Origin of the sequence: Runella limosa DSM 17973, from assembly GCF_000482465.1 — a bacterium.
Lineage (GTDB): Bacteria > Bacteroidota > Bacteroidia > Cytophagales > Spirosomataceae > Runella > Runella limosa.
Window position 1 is genome coordinate 382,377 of sequence record NZ_KI519420.1, and the last position, 17,459, is coordinate 399,835.

Below are 17,459 nucleotides of genomic sequence, written 5' to 3' on the forward strand. Positions count from 1 at the left end.
GACAAAGTTGCGACAAACGCCCGCCCTGAATGGTAGTAATTCGATGAATGACAAAAAGCGGAGGTTTTTTGGGAGATTTTGCCCGTTTATTCAGCAGTGAGCTCAGGCATTGGACCAAACCCAGCCCTGAAGACTAATTACCCAACTTCCATTGGTGTAGTAGAATCCACCGTTAGGTGACTACCAATCGATATATAAGAATAGCCAAACTGTAAAGGTGATTTTTCTGCCAAAAACACCTCAAAAACTGCACTTCATCGAAATACAGGGCATCACTACTGTAGTAGATGGTAGTTTTGCTTCATCAAATCGACAATCGTAATGAAAAAGATACTCGTAGTTTTTCTGGTGATATTTGCAGGAGCTGTACAGGCACAAGAGGTATTGCAGGCAGGTTTTAAATTGCTTGAAAATGGGCAATTTGCCGAAGGGGCTGCTTTTTTTAAGCACTACCTTACTACGCAAGATGCTACCAACAAAACTGCATTGCTTTGCTACGGACGTGGCACTGGGTTGTCGGGAAATGTAACTGAGGCCAAAGAAGTGTTTGGAAAACTCCTCCAACGTTATCCTGGTGATTTTGAAATATCGCTCAATGCTGCGGAGGCACTTATGTGGTGCAAAGAATATGCCGAGGCCAAACGCTATTACGAAAAACTGTTGACTGAAAAACCCAATGATTTTGCGGCCAATTTAGGGTATGCCAATGCGCTTGCTTCGCTGTTTGAATACGAAAAAGCATTGGTCTTTACCGAAAAAGCACTTCAAATTCAGCCTTCTAACGACAATGCCAAGCTAAGTCGTAAATATGCGCGTTTGGGATTGGCCGATTATTTTGTAAAAAACCAAGATTATCACCGTGCCGCTCCGCTGCTTGAGTCTATTTTGTCGGAAAATGCGACGGATAAAGAAGCTCTTTTTGCCAAAGCACAGCTCTATATTCAACTTGAGCGCTACAATGAAGCGGAAAAAATATATCAACAATTGCTTCAACTTACCCACGGTCAGACTGAGGTATATCTGAACCTTTCGTACTTGTCTTTTTTGCAGGCCAACAAGCCTTTGGCTTTTGAATATGCCAATAAAGCAGTTGAAAGTACGGCTACTCAGCCGCAAAAATACCTTACGGCGCGGTTGGGACGTATTACGGCCTTGGGTTGGAACGGAAAATTTAAGCAGGCTTTTGCCGAATTGGATTCGCTTGACTCTGTTTTTCCTAACAATAACGACCTATTAATCAAAAGAGCAGGGCTTTCAATTTGGAACAAAGAATTTGCCCATTCGGTCTCGCTCTTCAAAAAATCATTGCGTAATGTTCCTTCTTCTTTTGATGGCAATTTGGGCGTAGCCGACGCCCTTTTTGCCCAAGAACTGGATGATGAATCGAAAAAGTACGTGTTGAAGACCCTGGAATATTACCCAAATCAAAAAGATGCCAAAGACTTTTTGGCAAAACTGGCATTACGTCACGCACCTGCCCTCACTACCCACAATTTCATCAGCAGTGATAAAGGTGGTAACGCATCAAAAAATTACCAAGCCAATGTGGCATTTGATGTCGCAACTGCTTTACGGTTCAATGTGGGTTACCGCCGCCGTGAAGTGAGTAATTCGCTCGAAAATAATAGCGCAAACGTGCAAACAATGACCGCAGGTTTGCGGTGGAGGGTCAAGCCGTTTTGGTTGATTACTGGCGCAATCAATGTCACAAAATTAGAGAAAGACGGGGCTGTTGCTCCTTTCAAAACCTTTGATATTGCCAGTGAATTCAGATTAAATAAGTTTCAAACGCTCGAACTTCGTCACAACTCAGACGTTCAGAGTTTTACGGCAGGTTTGGTGGGCAATCAGTTATCATTCAAAAATTACATTGCCACTTATAACCTCAGTACCCCTTTCAAGGTAGGGGTTTATTCCCAGTATTATTACACAAAAAACTCGGATGGAAATACGCGTAATTTGCTCTTTGCTTCGCTTTACTATGATTTGAAAGCAACTCCTGTCGTGAAGTTTGGTATAAACTACCAGCGCATGACTTTTGAGAAACGGATGTCTCGGGTTTATTTTAGCCCTTTTTTGTTCCGTTCGTATGAAGTATTTGGTGTGTCAGAAAACCTCAATGTACCTAAGCAAAAATTCCTGTATCAGGTTTCGGTAGCGGGAGGGATGCAGCGTATTGAAGACGAAGCATATCAGGCTACTTATCGGGCATCGCTCACGCTTGGTTACAAACCTAGCGCCAACATCGAACTAACGGCATACAGCTTGTACAGCAATAGCGCTACCTCGTCGGTGGTGGGGTATAGCTACTCAGAAACAGGTATTAAAGCAAAATGGATTTTGTTGAAAAAACAGCAATATTAAATCATATTGAGTCGGGTCATCAATTCAGATTTGTTGGCTCTACTGATGGGAATGACTTTGTTGCTAATCACGAGGTTGTTTTCTTCGATGTCCACAATTTTGTCTAAATGAACGATAAACGACCTGTGTACCCTCAAAAACTGATTGCCCAGCTTTTCTTCTAAATATTTCATGGTTGTATGTACGACATAGGAGCTTTTGGTCGTAAAAATTTTAACATAGTCCCCTACATTTTCCACAAAGAGAATCTCCGCATAGGGTAACCGAATGTATCGACCCTCTATTTTTACGTAGATTTCTTGGCGCTCCAACGAAACGGCCGTTTTTCGGGTATTGAGCTCGAGTACTTTCTCTACGGCTACTTTGAAACGAGGCAACGTGATTGGCTTCTGTAAGTAGTCGGTTACTTGGTACTGGTACGCATCAAAAGCATACTCAGTTTTGGTGGTAGTCATGATCACCTGTGGCATAGAGGTCAGGTTTTCTAACAACCCAAATCCTGATAAACCAGGCATTTCAATATCCAGCCATATTAAATCTACTTCTTCAGCAGATAAAAAAGTAAGGGCATCTTCGGCATTCTCAAAGGCAGCGATTAGTTGAAGCGAGTCGTGTTGTTCACAGAGCCGTTGCAGCGACTTGCGAGCCATTATTTCATCTTCAACAATGATACATTTTAGTTTCATGGCATCTTTGTTAGTCTTTGGGAGTAAGCTTATTGTGTGGGTTCTTGTAGTTGAACCAATTCTTTTTGCAGAATGGGTATAGCGGCATTCAAGCTATTTTGGGCATCATCCCAAAGCTTTTGTAGTTGTTCTTCTTTCGGATTTTCTTTAGCGGTGGTTTCTATTTCTAACAGTTGAAGTTCGAGTTTAGTAAGCCCAACCATACCGAGTGTAGGTTTTAATTTATGAGCCAGTTTACTCAAAGACTCCCAGTCGTTTTGTAGGATTAAGTCCTGAATAGCAGGGAATTCGAGTAATACATTGGACAAAAATGTTTGAAACATATCTGCGGCATACGACTTGTCATCGCCATACATTTCTTGCAAACGAGTATGGTCAAGTTGAGTAGTATAGTTGCTTGATGTTTGTGGGTTTGAGTCGGTATTACTGATTTTTATGTAACGTTTCAAGATTCCCAGCAGCTGATTGGGTGCAAAAGGTTTGGTGATAAAATCATCCATCCCAACCAGCTTGGTTTTGCTCTTTTGGTCAAGCATCGCCGAGGCGGTAAGGGCTACGATAGGTGTGTGTTGGTTGGGGTTTTTGGTATTACGAATGGTGATTGTTGCTTCATAGCCGTCCATGTTAGGCATTTGAATATCCATTAAGATAATGTCAAACGCCTGTTTTTGTGCTTTTTCCACCGCTTTTTTTCCGTCGGAAGCAATCACAAAGTCAATATCCCATTTGTTCAATAAGCTACTAATGTACTTTTGGTTCATTAGGTTATCCTCGGCTACCAATACTTTACATCCCAACAAATCGCTTGAAACTTTTTGAATCTCGAAGGTATCAGGGACAACATCCAAGTCCGACTTTTGAAAGGGGAGCATAAAAGTGAACGTTGTTCCTTCGCCTTCGCGGCTTTTGACTGAGATGCTTCCGCCCTGTAAATCAATCAATTGTTTGGTGATAGCTAGTCCTAATCCTGTGCCTTTATGTTTATGGTTGTTGGCATTGACCTGTTTAAATTTCTGAAAAATCTCGTCTAATTTATTTGCAGGAATCCCAATCCCAGTATCGCTTATCTTAAACTCAATCCAGAGCGTATTTTCTTCTTCTTTTTTGAGTTTTACCGTAATCTCAATGGTACCTTCTTCCGTGAATTTCTCCGCATTGCCAATCAAATTGAGTAAGATTTGGTTGAGCATAAGGTCATCACCAGAATACATACCCGAGATACGGGCATCAATCATCATATCTAATTCAACTGGGCGATTTTGAAGCTTAATTTGAAAAACCCGCTGTGTTGTTCGTAGCAGTCCCACTAAATCAAAAGGGTGGTTTTGTACTTCAATGCGTCCAGCTTCAATTTTTGCCATATCGAGTAGGTCAGAGATGAGGCTGTGTAGAAAGTCAGCCGAGGTTTTAAGTATTTCTAAAAATTCAAATTGCTGTTTGGTCGGTCGTGTATCAAAGAGCAGGTGGGTCATGCCAATGATGGCATTAAGTGGCGTACGAATTTCGTGGCTCATATTGGCCAAAAATTGTTTCTCGGCTTGGCGAGCATCTTCGGCTATTTGTTTAGCAAGGGCAAGTTCGTGTTCGAGTACTTTTCGATCTGTAATATCATAATGAATACCCATCGAGCCAGTCACTTTGCCGTGCTCGTCCATAATAGGAGCTCCACTTATAATGACCCAGATAGGAGTTCCGTCTTTTTTGAGAATCTGCATCTCATAAGAGCTTGCGGTGCCTTTGGGGCGAAGCGCTTGATTATTATTCAAAACTTCCTCAAACTCCCGAGTGATTAATAACTCTGGTGCTAGTTTTCCGATAAGTTCTTCTTGGGTATAACCTACCAGCTTACAGAAACGATCATAAGCTCTAACAATGCGCTGGTCGTTGTCCACTTCCAACAGGCCGAGTTCCATATTGTTCATGATGCCTCGGTATTTTTCTTCGCTCTTACGGATTTGTTCCCTGATTAGGTGTTTTTCGGTAATATCGGCGTACTTCCAAAGGTGTCCACGGTAATGGCCTTCCAAGAAAATAGGGATATAATCTCGCTGCAATATGCGCCCATCCACCATTTCAAGCTCCTCTTCCACAACAATCTCTCGTTTTAGAAGCAGATCTTCGATGCGAGCCACAAATTGCTCAGGGTTTTTGAAAAGATGCTTGGATTGTTCGGCAGATTGAGAGCAATCTAGTCCTTTCAGCGTATCAGGAGGGGCAGGAATACCGAAAAGGTCGCAGAAAAGCTGATTGACTAGAATAATTCTGCGATACTCGTCTTCTACCAATACCCCTTTTTGGAGATTGGTGATAAGAGTAGTGAGGCGAGTTTGGGTAGTACGGAGGGCATCTTCCGTGGTTTTGAGTTCGGTCACGTCGCGAGCTACGGCTACCAATTCGGTTATTTGTCCCGCTTGCTCAATGATTCTTACGGTTTGGCCAATCCAAACAACCTCGCCGTTTTTTTTAAGTGCAGGAAAATCTTTGTAGGTACTCTGTTGCTTCTCTTCAATCATTTGCCTGTAAAAAGCAATGAGTTCTTGACGGAATTCGGGGACAACCAAGGTCGAAAAATGCTGCCCGATTAATTCGTTTTCGGAATACCCCAAGCGTTCTTGTACAACTGAATTAACAAATAAGAAATAGCCACTTGGCGAAATTTTATAAATGATATCCTGCACAGATTCAATGAGTTCTCTGTGCCGTTTTTCGCTTTCTTGGAGTTCTTCAATTCCTTGTTTAACTTGTTGTTCAAGATTCTGATTCAGAAGACTCAGTTGCTCGTTGGCCTTATATAGCTCCAATGCTTTTGTCTCCAAAATAGCCTCGGCTTGTAGTCGGGCTTTTCGTTCTCGATCAACACGTCGTTTGAGCAGTTCAACCTCTTCCATGTTATTTTACAATCACAAATTGTACGTGGCTTCCGTCTTCTTTAATGGCTTGTTGGGTAATAGTAGCATTTTCGCTAAAGTGTAGCAGTGTGCCTTCTATGAGTCCGTGCGCAAAATCGGCCATTTTTCGTTTTGAATAGTAGTTCATGATGAGGGTATTGTCATCCACGCGCTCAATGTCAAAATGGGGTAGTTCGGCATCGGGATAGAGTTTTTGTACCTCAACGTGAATATAGTTATGAATACTGCCCAAAAAAGTAAACGCATCGGAGGGGCTTTGGAGAAAACGATTATAAATTCGAGTAAAAGACTTAAATAAATACTTGCCATAAGCCCTCAAAAGTGCAGGCACGGGTATCTGGGTGCGTTGACTAAGGTTGGCCACTAAGCTTATTATTTCATTGTAGTCGTACGTGCCGACTGCTGTATAAATACCTCCTGATGGTAAAACAGTCGTCTCCACCAGAGTATCGACCATTTCATAACCAAACTCTTCCTCGACCATCTCGAAGAATTCTGTAAAAACAATGCCTTTCATACGTTGTGAGTTGATAGTGTGTTTACAAAAATCGTCAAAAACTGCTGAAAATATAGGCTTTTTTTCCAAACATCGAAAAAAGAGTAAGCAGCTGTGCCTAAGCGACATCTTTGCATCAAAAATGAAGAGAATGAAAAAATTGACATGGTTACTTGTCGTTGTTGCAATGACCGCACAGGCGCAGTATAAATACTTAAGTTCATTTAGTAGTGATGGTGTGCCCGCTGTTTTAGATTATGAACCAATTTCGGCAAGAATGCGCGCTAATATTAAAGCTTCCTTGCCCGAATCATACCCAGTACCATCGTATCATCCTCAATATATTTCGAGCGGTAGCGACACTGACATTAAGGTTACGCAAGATGCAGACGTTTGGGTGACATTTGTAGATGAAGGAGCGGGTTATCGCAACACCCTTGGGTTTTATACGTATAAGGGGGCACCAAGTAAACCCAATGCAGGCGACATTACGATCATATTTCCAAATGTCTCAAAAATAGGGAGTGGTGGAGGACTTGGAGAGGGCTTTAAGGTGTACTTGGGGCGTTTTTCAGCAGGAACAAACATTGGATGGGTGTTGATTGCGGATGGTTTTCGGAATGGACAAGTGACAAATGGCAACTGGATTTTGTATTCTACTCCCTCCTTTAACCCTGAAGGAAATCCTGCCCTGCAATACCATAATGTGTTGCTAAAAGATGAGGTAGAACAAAAAATGGTTCTGAGTTTTGAAGATATTCGCCGCGACTATGGCAGTTGTGACCAAGATTTTAACGATGCTATTTTTTATATTAGCACCAATCCCGTGGAAGTATTGATGAATTCAAATGTGAATACTGTGACAGAGTCGGGGTCGGCTAGTACTGGAAATACAGGAGGGTTGGAAAGCAATGGAGCGTTGGCACAGCAGGTAGCCCAACGGCATTTTCAGCGACAAATTACTCCCCAACTCAACTATGATATTCCTGCGGAGAGTCAGGTGTTTAGTGCCGAAAAAACAGCAGCCCGAGCGCGGGAAAGTGCGTTTGATTTATCTCAATGGATTCCCCAAAAGCCATTTGAAGAGGCTACTGAAACTTTTACATCAACGCCCTCAGATCTAGTGACAATTACAAATGCGAGTTCTGTATTGGCCGTAGATTACTTTTCAAATAACAAACGAATAGCGGCTATACTTAGCTTATATACCGAAAACGAAGTTTATAACCACACGAAGACCATTTGCGACCGCCTAAATGGTAGCGTTATTAATGATATTCGGCCGATTACAGTGCGAGATAAACAATTTATTCTCACCCAAATTAAGCATTCTGATCAAAAAGTCGAATACGCCATCTGTTTTTCTGTAGCTGATTTAGCAGCTAGTTTTTCGGTTGAGAGGCATTGGAAAATTGGCGATTTTCCCAAGGGAAACAACTATATTAATTTTCAAGTATGGGCAGAAGCTCCGCATTTAGCTCAAGCTTTGGTGGAAAAAATTCTGCAACAGATTGAAAGCAAAAAAACACTGATTTTCAAGGAAGATAAGGTAGCCATTCCCAAAGTATATGTACGCCAAGGGTATTATAAAAATGGATTTTTGTACCTCGACCTAAGCAATCTTGCCAATGCGAAGCACGTAAAAATAAACGGCTCTGCTTCTCGCACTGAAACTCAGTCGAAAAAGGACAATTGGGTTTGGGAAACGCCGCTTACGGGAGATAAAATTCAGCGTATTGCTGTACCAACGAATCAGTTGTTTGACAGTGGGTTAGAAGTGTCTAGTGATGTATCAGAAGCGAATGATGTATTGTATTTGGCTGATAGCCCTTGGGGAGTTAATACAAAAACGGATAGTATTGAACGCTTTGAAGTAAGTAATAATGAGCCCGATAATAAGTCAAACAATTATTGGTTGGAAAGAAATGCTTATATGAAAGGCACCGTAAAAAATAATGTCTCTCTCTTCAAACTTCTTAAGTCTTCGGCCCAAGAAAGCGATATGAGCAACTACAAAGGAATTCAGTTTGAGGCCCAAGGAACGGGGATTGTGGAGGTTATTTTAATGAAAAAATCCATTAGTAACCCCGATGAACAATTTCGAGTAGAGCTTCAATTGACTGAAAAAGCCAAAACGTTTACCATTCCTTACGGTGATTTTTACTCGACTAAGTCAAAAAGTTTTAAGGCAGATGATATTACGGCAGTTGTATTCTCGTTTAACGGGGCTAATTTGTCTTCCAAACCTTTTGAAATTCAGGCAAATAATGTGCAGTTTGTGAATGAGGTAACACAAGTAAATGAGCAACAGCTCGCTACAGTTGAAATAACTGTATTTCCAAATCCTTGCACCGAAGTTATTAATGTAGCATTTGAAATGAAGGAGATGGGCCAGAGTGAAATCAGAGTGATTGATAGTCGAGGTAATCAACTGCTAGGTGTGTCAAAATCGACGGAGGTGGGTCAAAATAGTGTGTCGATTCCTACGGCTGATTTGCCTTCGGGGCTGTATTTTGTCCAAGTTAAAAGTAATAACCAATTAAAAACTCAAAAGCTTATTGTTGCAAAGTAACATTACAAAATTTTTTATTGCTAAAGGGGGGTGAACACGTTGTTCGCTCCCTTTTTTTATGAAATAAATAGGGTTTCGAGTGGGCCGCTTTTTAGGTTCTTTCGCATTGCCTTGGGGGGGAGTTTTTTTGACAGTTTAAATATTGGTTTTGTTCAATTTTACTCATTGATAGTTAGGGAAATAATTTGGAGAGGTGAAGAGGCTGTTTTTTATAAAGTAACTAAAAAAAAATCCTTAAAAGTAAAAACTGCTCTTTTTGGCAACGTTACCGACAACGATTGCATAAAAAAAGTCAAGAATTTATTTGTAATGTACTATAAAGTCGTCATAAACTTGGATACTGCTCTCCAAGAGGGAGTTGGAGTAACCATAGTTCAGTTTCTAGAAAAAATTAAAATTAATACGAATGAACAACTTTAGCTTGACGGGCAAAGTGGCGTTGGTTTCGGGATGCGATAGTGGTATCGGAATGGCCATGGCCGTGGGCTTGGCCGAAGCAGGAGCTGATATTGTGGGTGTATCGCGTTCGATGCCTTTGGAAGGAAGTGGAATCGAAAAGGCCGTTACGGCATTGGGGCGGAAATTTAGTCCTTATCAAGCAGATTTAGGAAACCGAGATTCGTTGTACCAATTTATCAAACGAGTCAAAGAAGATTTCGCTCAAATTGATATTCTATTCAACAACGCGGGTATTATTTTGAGAAATCCAGCGGCGGAGCATTCTGATGAATATTGGGATCAGGTTCTTTCGGTGAACTTGGACGCTCAATTTATTTTGGCGAGGGAGTTTGGGAAAGAAATGATAGCGCGCGGTTACGGAAAAATCGTCTTTACGGCATCTATGCTCACTTTTCAGGGAGGAATCAACGTGCCAGGCTACGCCGCCAGTAAGGGAGCCATTGGGAGTGTAGTGAAAGCGTTAGCCAACGAGTGGGCGCCCAAAGGGGTCAACGTCAACGCGATTGCTCCAGGGTATATTGCGACGGCCAACACGGCGGCGCTTCGGGCCGATGATGACCGAAGTGCCGCGATTTTGGGACGTATTCCTGCTGCCCGCTGGGGACAACCCGAAGATTTTAAAGGGCCTGCCGTGTTTTTGGCCTCGTCGGCTTCGGATTATGTCCACGGAACCATTCTGACCGTTGACGGTGGCTGGATGGGTCGCTAATTTTTATTAAACGAACAAATCGACTGAAAATAAAGAACCAAATGCAAATCAGACACGAAAGTAGCCGTAAGGAAGTAGCCCAAATGAACACCGAGGAATTGCGGGAAAACTTTTTGATTGAAACCTTGTTTGCCCCTGACCAAATTTCGTGGGTCTATTCTCACTACGACCGCGTATTGGCGGGGGGAGTAATGCCAGTGCAATCGGCTGTGACCCTCGAAACCCATGATGCGCTCAAAGCCAATTTCTTCTTGGAACGTCGTGAATTAGGAATAATCAACGTGGCAGGCAAAGGGTCGATAGTGGCTGATGGACAAACGTTTGAGTTGGATAAGCTAGGCTGTTTGTATCTTGGAAAAGGTACGCAGCAAGTGAGTTTTCAAAGCGAAGACGGCGAAAATCCTGCGCGCTTTTTCTTGCTTTCGTCCCCAGCGCATTATACGCACCCTAATCGTGCTTTTACCAAAGAGGAGGCATCACCTGTTACGTTGGGAACACTAGAAACTTCTAACCACCGCACGATTTACAAATACATCCACGAAGGAGGGATTCAGAGTTGCCAGTTGGTAATGGGGCTTACAGTGCTTCAGCCAGGTAGTGTTTGGAATACCATGCCGTCGCACACCCACGACCGCCGTATGGAAGCGTATTGCTATTTCGATATTCCCGAAAACCACGCCGTGTTGCATTTGATGGGTGAACCTACTCAGACGCGTCACCTGTGGGTGGCTAATCACCAGGCAATTATTTCACCACCTTGGTCAATACACTCAGGCTGCGGTACATCGAGTTATTCATTCATTTGGGGCATGGCGGGTGAAAACAAAGATTTTACTGATATGGATGGAGTACCTATTCTTTCATTGCGATAAACGATTGCTCATTTACTTAATTTAACTAACACTTGATATGAAAAAACAATTATTCACACTGCTGTTACTGCTGGGCTGTATGTCGGTGGGATGGTCGCAAAACCGTCGGGTGACGGGGACTGTGACCGACGGCAATACAGGCGAAACTCTACCAGGGGTAAGTATCTTGGTTAAAGGTTCGTCGGTAGGAACGACGACCAATACCGACGGAAAGTTTACCATCAACGTTCCTGATAAAAAAGAAACGGCGATTATTTTCAGCTTTGTAGGGTATTTGCCCGAAACGGTTGTTTTAGGCGCTCGTTCGGAAGTTTCTGTTGCCTTAAAAACCGATCAAAAGATGCTCGAAGAAGTGGTCGTGATTGGTTATGGCGATGCCATTAATCGCCGCGACCTAACGGGTTCTGTATCGTCAGTTGGCGCAAAACAATTGAAAGATATTCCGTTGACCAATGCTGCCGAAGCCCTCACAGGACGTTTGGCTGGTGTGCGCGTAACGACTTCGGAAGGAGCACCAGGAGCTGATATTCAGATTCGTATTCGTGGGGGTGGTTCGATTACCCAAGACAATTCACCCATTTATATCGTGGATGGGATTCAGGTAGAAAACGCGCTTAATTTTTTATCACCCCAAGACATTGAAACCATTGACGTCTTGAAAGATGCCTCAACGACAGCCATTTACGGAGCGCGTGGTGCCAACGGGGTAGTTATTATCACCACCAAGTCGGGTAAAAATGGGAAGACGACTGTTAGCTACAACGGTTCGGTAGGTTTCCGCGAAATCTTCAAAAAAATGGATGTGATGAGTCCATACGATTTTGTGCGTTGGCAATACGAGCGTAGTCGCAACGATGCAACGGCGGAGAAAAGCTTTGCCGATATGTACGGAACGTGGGAGAATTTAAACCAATACAAAACCGTTACGCCCATTGACTGGCAAGAAGAGGTATTTGGACGTAGAGCCCAGTACCAAAATCATAACTTGAACGTAAACGGAGGCAACGCCAATACCAACTACAATCTCAGCCTAACGGCCAACCGCGAAGACGGCGTGTTGTTAGAGTCTGGATTTGACCGTTATTTGGCCACGTTCAAGATGGATCACAAAGCCAATGATAAGTTACGTTTAGGGTTTAACGTTCGTTATTTGAACCAGACTGTGAATGGGGCAGGAACGACGGCAAGTGGTACAAAATCAACCAACCGTTTGCGCCACTCGGTGCAATACCGCCCTTTGTTGGTGGCAGCGCAGCCAGATGTGGATGATTTTGACGAAAACCTCTACATTTCGTCAGGAAACTTGGTTAATCCTATTTTGATGACCCAAGCCGAATACCGCAAAGCATATACCAAAGCTATTAACCTGAGCGGGTACGCGAGCTACGCTATTTTGAAGAATTTGACCTTCAAAACTACCGTTGGGATTGATAACAACGATGGAAGAACCAATTCGTTTTGGAGCAAAATCACGGGAACAGCTCGTAACTACGCGTCACAGCCAGTAGCGTCGATTCTTCAGCAAAATGCCGTTACCATCAACAACTCAAACACCTTACAGTATGCCAAGAAGTTTGATAATAAGCACGACTTAAACGTGATTGTCGGACAAGAAATCTATCACAATGAGTCAAAAAATACCCAGGTGGAAACGCGTTATTTTCCTTCTGATATTTCGGCCGAACAGGCACTGGCCAACATGGGCTTAGGCTCTGCGCCTACGGGAGCAGCACAGCCCCGCCCAACCTCAAATGAAACGCCGCCTAACCGCTTATTTTCGTTATTTGGGCGCGTAAGTTATGGCTACAATGATAAATATTTGGCAACGGTCTCGTTGCGTTCCGACCGTTCGACCAAGTTTAAATATGCCAACGGAGCGTTGGTATTCCCGTCTGGTACGTTGGCGTGGCGCTTTACGAAAGAAGATTTCTTGAAAAATAATCAAATCTTAACCGATGGTAAACTTCGTCTTGGGTACGGGGTAGCGGGGAACAACCGCATCGGTGATTTGTTGTACCAACAATTGTACGGCGTAACTGGTGAATATGCGCTCAACCACACCGTGGTACCAGGCTATGCGCCTGTGGCATTGGCCAACGAAGACTTGAAGTGGGAGTCAAACGTATCGCAAAACGTTGGCCTTGACCTTTCATTTTTAAATAACCGCTTCCAAGTGTCGATTGATGCTTACAAAAACTCAGGAAATAACCTTCTTTTGGCCGTAGCCATTCCGCCAACGTCGGGTTATTCGTCACAAATCAAGAACTTAGGTTCGACGACCAACAAAGGCGTTGAGTTGCAACTAAGTGCGTATATCATTCAGAAAAAAGACATTACTTGGAACTCGAATTTTAACATTTCTACCAACAAAAATACGGTGACTAGCCTTGGTTCTGTGAGCCAGTTGACACGTACTTCGGGCTGGCAAGGGTCGGATGGTGCCGACGATTACTTGGTGAAAGTAGGCGAGCCGATTGGATTGATGTACGGATTTGTGACGGATGGTTACTACAAAATCGACGATTTTACTTACAACGAAACCACCAAAACTTATACCATCAAACCAGGCGTTGCTGTCAATTCGGTGTATGGAACGCCGCAGCCAGGAATGTTGAAATGGAAAGACATCGACGGCGATGGCTTGATTACGGCCGATAAAGACCGTACGGTGATTGGAAATGCAAACCCGAAATTTATTGGCGGCTGGAACAACCAAGTGGTGTATAAAAACTTTGACTTGAGCTTGTTTTTAAACTGGGTGGTGGGTAACGATATTTACAACGCCAACAAAATCGAAATGACCGACGGAGCATTTCCAAACTTGAACATGTTGTCGTCGATGAAAAACCGTTGGACCAACATCAACGACCAAGGGGCGGTAGTAACAGATCCTACCGAATTGGCCGCAATTAATGCCAATGCCACCATCTGGTCGCCTGTGCGGGTTCAGCGTTATTGGTTGCACTCGTGGGCGGTAGAGGATGGCTCATTTTTACGGGTCAACAACCTAACAGTAGGCTATTCATTGCCAAACGAGTGGTTGAAAAAAATCAAGATTTCGCGTTTTAGAGCGTACGCAACGGTCAACAACCTAGCCACCTTTACGAAATATACGGGCTACGACCCAGAAGTAAACACGCGCCGTACTGACCCATTGACGCAAGGTGTCGATTTTGCAGGTTATCCTCGGGCAAAAACGTGGGTAATTGGGGTAAATGTAACCTTCTAACACGTACTAAAACTGATTTTAAGACATTCTAACTTTTGATAGAAATGAATAAATTACTAAAAAAAATAGCCACTTTGGGCCTGCCATTTGCCATAACAATGACGATGGTGACGGGTTGCAAGGAATTCTTGGAAGTACAACCTAAGTCTCAGATTAGCATTGCGGACGCGTTTTCTAACCTTGCCAATGCCACCAACGCCGTGATTGGTGTCTATGACGAACTCATGGGCGACAACGGCTACGGAATCCGTATCAACATGTATTATCCGTACGATTCGGACGAAATGATTGTGTCAGGAAACATCGACAACGGACGCCGTGGCATTGGCCGTTATCAGTTGTTGTTGACCAATACCGAAATTCGTAACCCGTTTTTGCAATTGTATCGTGGTATTGAAAAAGCCAATTTGTGTATCGAACAGATTCCACAAATGGCGCTTTATAACAACGGTAGTGAAGCAGATAAAAAAGAACTACGCCGTTTGCACGGAGAAGTGCTGACGCTGAGAGCACAGTTTATGTTTGAATTGCTTCGTAACTGGGGCGATGTTCCTGCCCCTTTTACGCCAGCTTATAAACAAACCGATTTGTTTATTCCGCAGTCAGACCGTGATGAGACGTATAAAAAACTCATTGATGACCTCAAAGTTGCCACCGACCTTGTGCCTTGGAGAACCGAAATTCCCGTGCGTAACGAACGCGTGACGAAAGGGGCGGTAAAAGCGCTTCGAGCGAAGTTAGCGATGTTTAGAGGAGGTTATGCGTTGCGTAGCAGTGGTAAAATAGAACGTAACGCTGACTACCAAACTTACATCAAAATTGCCCGTGATGAGTGCGCCGACCTACTGGCAAAGCGCGGAGAGCATACGCTGAATCCAAGTTTTGAGGATGTTTGGCGTAAGCTAACGTCATTTACGTACGACCCTTACGGTGAAATTATTTTTGAAGTGGGCGCGGGTGGTTCCAATTCTAACTCTGATAGCCGCATGGGGAATTACAACGGCCCGTCGGTCAATGCTTCGTCGCGTTATGGCACAGGAGGCGGTGGTTTATTGGTGTTGCCTAATTACTTCTACGCCTTTGACTCTACCGATACGCGTCGTGATGTAACGACAACGTTGTACGCCGTAGCTGCTACCAACGTCAAGTCGCCGCGTCGTTTGGGAGAAATCACCGATGGTAAATTTCGTAAAGACTGGCGGAATCCGTTGTTGCCAGGAACTGCCCTGAACCCAGGTTATAATTGGCCGTTGATTCGTTTTGCAGATGTTTTGTTGATGTTTGCCGAGGCAGAAAATGAATTAAATGGAGGCCCCACGGCGGCCGCGATTGCGGCCTTTGAGGAAGTTCGTAAGAGAGCTTATAAAGCAAATGAAAGCAAAATTGGTAAAACACCTACGGATAAAGATGGCTTCTTTAACGCCATTGTCAATGAGCGTTATTTGGAGTTTGGAAGTGAGGGTATTCGTAAATTCGACTTGATTCGATGGAATTTATTGGCCCAAAAAATTGCCGAAACGCGCCAAAAAATCCAAGATATTCGCGATGCCAAAGGAGCTTATGCCAACGTGCCTCAGTATATTTTCTGGCGAAATAACGGCGAAGAAATCCAATGGCAGAATTCTTTCTACAAACCAAGCACAACCACAACGGCTCCAACGGGTTGGACGCGTTTGGATTGGCGTCAGCACTTAACGACTAATCTTATTGATGGGGTGCAATTGCACGCGGGCATTGCTCGTTTCTTTGTGACTGGTAAAAGTGAGTTATTCCCGTATGACCAAGCAACCGTAGATGCTTACCAAGGGAAATTAAAGCAAAATCCAGGTTATTAATATTAACAAGAAGACCTATAAGGTTTCCAAAACCTTATAGGTCTAACTATCCCCTATGAAACAGCACTTTTATACTTATTCAAAAAAACTTCTTACTGGAAGTTTAATGGGCATCTTTTTATTGCCATTTTTGGGAATAGGAGGTTGCTCGTATGGTATTTCTACCCTGCAAGAAGTTGCCAAAGACTCGGTAGCCGAGCGAATGTTGCTGTTTCAACGAAACAACGGTGGTTGGCCGCAGCCAGGAGGTGACCCGATCAATTATGACCTCGTCTTGACCTCAACTCAAAAAGCGACGCTGCTCGCAGAAAAAGCAAAACTTGACGCGACCATCGACGATAAAGCGACTACCCGTGAAATAAATGCGTTGGTGTCGGCTTTCAAAAAGACCCAAAATACAGCCTATTTGAAAGCAGCTGAAAATGGGATAAAGTATCTGTTGACGGCGCAAAACTCCGCAGGAGGCTGGGGACAGTTCTTCCCTGATACCAGTGGATACCATAAACACATCACTTACAACGACCAAGCGATGATGGATGTGATGTGGATTTTTAAGAACATTATAGATGGAAAAAAAGATTTTGATGCAGTAAAAACCTTGATTCCCCAAGCCAAAGCCGCAATGGCGAAGGGAATCGACTGTATTCTGAAAACACAATACGTCCAGCAGGGAAAACTTACTGCTTGGTGTGCCCAACACGACCGAAAAACGCTGCTGCCCGCTAAAGCTAGGGCGTTTGAGTTAGCCTCACTAAGCGGCAATGAAAGCGTAGGGATTGTTCAGTTCTTGATGGCTATTGACAACCCTTCGCCCGAAATCAAAAGAGCGATCCAGGCCGCAGTAGCGTGGCTGGACTCGGTAAAAATAGTAGGTATTCGCGTTGATAATGTGGTAGATGCATCGCAGCCAAAAGGCAAAGACCGTATCGTAGTCGCCGACCCTACATCGACTTTATGGGCGCGATTTTATGAACTTGATACCAATAAACCATTTTTTACGGGGCGCAATAGTGTACCAAAGGCGACCTTGGCCGAAATAGAAAACGAGCGCCGAGTAGGGTATGCTTACTATGGCAATTGGCCCGTAAAACTTTTATCCACCGAGTACCCCAATTGGGTGCAAAAGTGGGAAAAATAACCCTGTCGCCGACTTGCAGTCGGGCACGCCCTGGTGTAAGTCTCCGACGTTAATTAGTAAGTTGCAAGTCAGAGACTTTACACCATGCCCGTCCCGACTGCAAGTCGTGACGAGCGCGTAAGCTGTCGCCGACTTGCAGTCGGGGACGCTCTGGTGTAACGTCTCCGACGTTAATTAGTAAGTTGCAAGT

At 43.7% G+C, this 17,459-nt stretch carries 10 protein-coding genes; 7 read left to right on the forward strand and 3 right to left on the reverse strand.

Annotation, left to right across the window (positions count from 1 at the left end; all coding sequences use genetic code 11):
• The first annotated feature begins 321 nt into the window (after positions 1–321).
• Entirely contained in the window at positions 322–2,364 is a 2,043-nt protein-coding gene (locus K339_RS0111585) for a tetratricopeptide repeat protein (RefSeq protein ID WP_028523717.1), read from the forward strand.
• Here K339_RS0111585 and K339_RS0111590 read toward each other — a convergent pair.
• Genes K339_RS0111590 through K339_RS0111600 form a run of 3 tightly spaced genes read right to left on the reverse strand, consistent with a single transcriptional unit; the run spans position 2,361 to position 6,476 of the window.
• Positions 2,361–3,050, reverse strand: a complete 690-nt coding sequence (locus tag K339_RS0111590; RefSeq protein WP_028523718.1) for a LytR/AlgR family response regulator transcription factor — start codon at positions 3,048–3,050, stop codon at positions 2,361–2,363. The genes K339_RS0111585 and K339_RS0111590 overlap by 4 nt on opposite strands.
• A 29-nt stretch (positions 3,051–3,079) precedes the next feature.
• Complete coding sequence (locus K339_RS0111595) at positions 3,080–5,938, reverse strand: PAS domain S-box protein (protein WP_028523719.1); 2,859 nt, start codon at positions 5,936–5,938, stop codon at positions 3,080–3,082.
• A 1-nt stretch (position 5,939) separates the two neighbouring features.
• On the reverse strand, positions 5,940–6,476 hold the full coding sequence (locus tag K339_RS0111600; protein WP_028523720.1) for a heme NO-binding domain-containing protein: 537 nt from the start codon (positions 6,474–6,476) through the stop codon (positions 5,940–5,942).
• A 130-nt stretch (positions 6,477–6,606) separates the two neighbouring features.
• Between K339_RS0111600 and K339_RS0111605 the strand changes: the two genes are divergently transcribed.
• The 6 genes from K339_RS0111605 to pelA all read left to right on the forward strand — a co-directional run bounded on the left by K339_RS0111605 (position 6,607) and on the right by pelA (position 17,269).
• Positions 6,607–9,027 carry a DUF4114 domain-containing protein gene (locus K339_RS0111605; RefSeq protein ID WP_028523721.1) on the forward strand — a complete coding sequence of 807 codons (2,421 nt, stop codon included), beginning with the start codon at positions 6,607–6,609 and terminating at the stop codon, positions 9,025–9,027.
• A gap of 406 nt (positions 9,028–9,433) precedes the next feature.
• Positions 9,434–10,195, forward strand: a complete 762-nt coding sequence (gene kduD, locus K339_RS0111615; RefSeq protein WP_028523723.1) for a 2-dehydro-3-deoxy-D-gluconate 5-dehydrogenase KduD — start codon at positions 9,434–9,436, stop codon at positions 10,193–10,195.
• A 41-nt stretch (positions 10,196–10,236) separates the two neighbouring features.
• Positions 10,237–11,067, forward strand: coding sequence for a 5-dehydro-4-deoxy-D-glucuronate isomerase (gene kduI / locus K339_RS0111620; RefSeq protein WP_028523724.1), 831 nt, complete (start codon positions 10,237–10,239; stop codon positions 11,065–11,067).
• Positions 11,068–11,104: 37 nt separating this feature from the next.
• On the forward strand, positions 11,105–14,296 hold the full coding sequence (locus tag K339_RS0111625) for a SusC/RagA family TonB-linked outer membrane protein (RefSeq protein WP_028523725.1): 3,192 nt from the start codon (positions 11,105–11,107) through the stop codon (positions 14,294–14,296).
• A gap of 44 nt (positions 14,297–14,340) precedes the next feature.
• Complete coding sequence (locus K339_RS0111630; protein ID WP_037300195.1) at positions 14,341–16,131, forward strand: RagB/SusD family nutrient uptake outer membrane protein; 1,791 nt, start codon at positions 14,341–14,343, stop codon at positions 16,129–16,131.
• Positions 16,132–16,186: 55 nt separating this feature from the next.
• A complete protein-coding gene (gene pelA / locus K339_RS0111635; RefSeq protein ID WP_211243797.1) occupies positions 16,187–17,269 on the forward strand; it encodes a pectate lyase in 1,083 nt (360 codons plus the stop codon).
• Positions 17,270–17,459 lie beyond the last annotated feature (190 nt).

What these genes read in the sequence shown, in the direction of transcription:
- pelA (WP_211243797.1), top strand. Translation starts at nt 16,187, where the DNA reads ATGAAACAGCACTTTTATACTTATTCAAAAAAACTTCTTACTGGAAGT.
- K339_RS0111590 (WP_028523718.1), bottom strand. Translation starts at nt 3,050, where the DNA reads ATGAAACTAAAATGTATCATTGTTGAAGATGAAATAATGGCTCGCAAG.
- kduD (WP_028523723.1), top strand. Translation starts at nt 9,434, where the DNA reads ATGAACAACTTTAGCTTGACGGGCAAAGTGGCGTTGGTTTCGGGATGC.
- K339_RS0111595 (WP_028523719.1), bottom strand. Translation starts at nt 5,938, where the DNA reads ATGGAAGAGGTTGAACTGCTCAAACGACGTGTTGATCGAGAACGAAAA.
- K339_RS0111630 (WP_037300195.1), top strand. Translation starts at nt 14,341, where the DNA reads ATGAATAAATTACTAAAAAAAATAGCCACTTTGGGCCTGCCATTTGCC.
- K339_RS0111585 (WP_028523717.1), top strand. Translation starts at nt 322, where the DNA reads ATGAAAAAGATACTCGTAGTTTTTCTGGTGATATTTGCAGGAGCTGTA.
- kduI (WP_028523724.1), top strand. Translation starts at nt 10,237, where the DNA reads ATGCAAATCAGACACGAAAGTAGCCGTAAGGAAGTAGCCCAAATGAAC.
- K339_RS0111605 (WP_028523721.1), top strand. Translation starts at nt 6,607, where the DNA reads ATGAAAAAATTGACATGGTTACTTGTCGTTGTTGCAATGACCGCACAG.
- K339_RS0111600 (WP_028523720.1), bottom strand. Translation starts at nt 6,476, where the DNA reads ATGAAAGGCATTGTTTTTACAGAATTCTTCGAGATGGTCGAGGAAGAG.
- K339_RS0111625 (WP_028523725.1), top strand. Translation starts at nt 11,105, where the DNA reads ATGAAAAAACAATTATTCACACTGCTGTTACTGCTGGGCTGTATGTCG.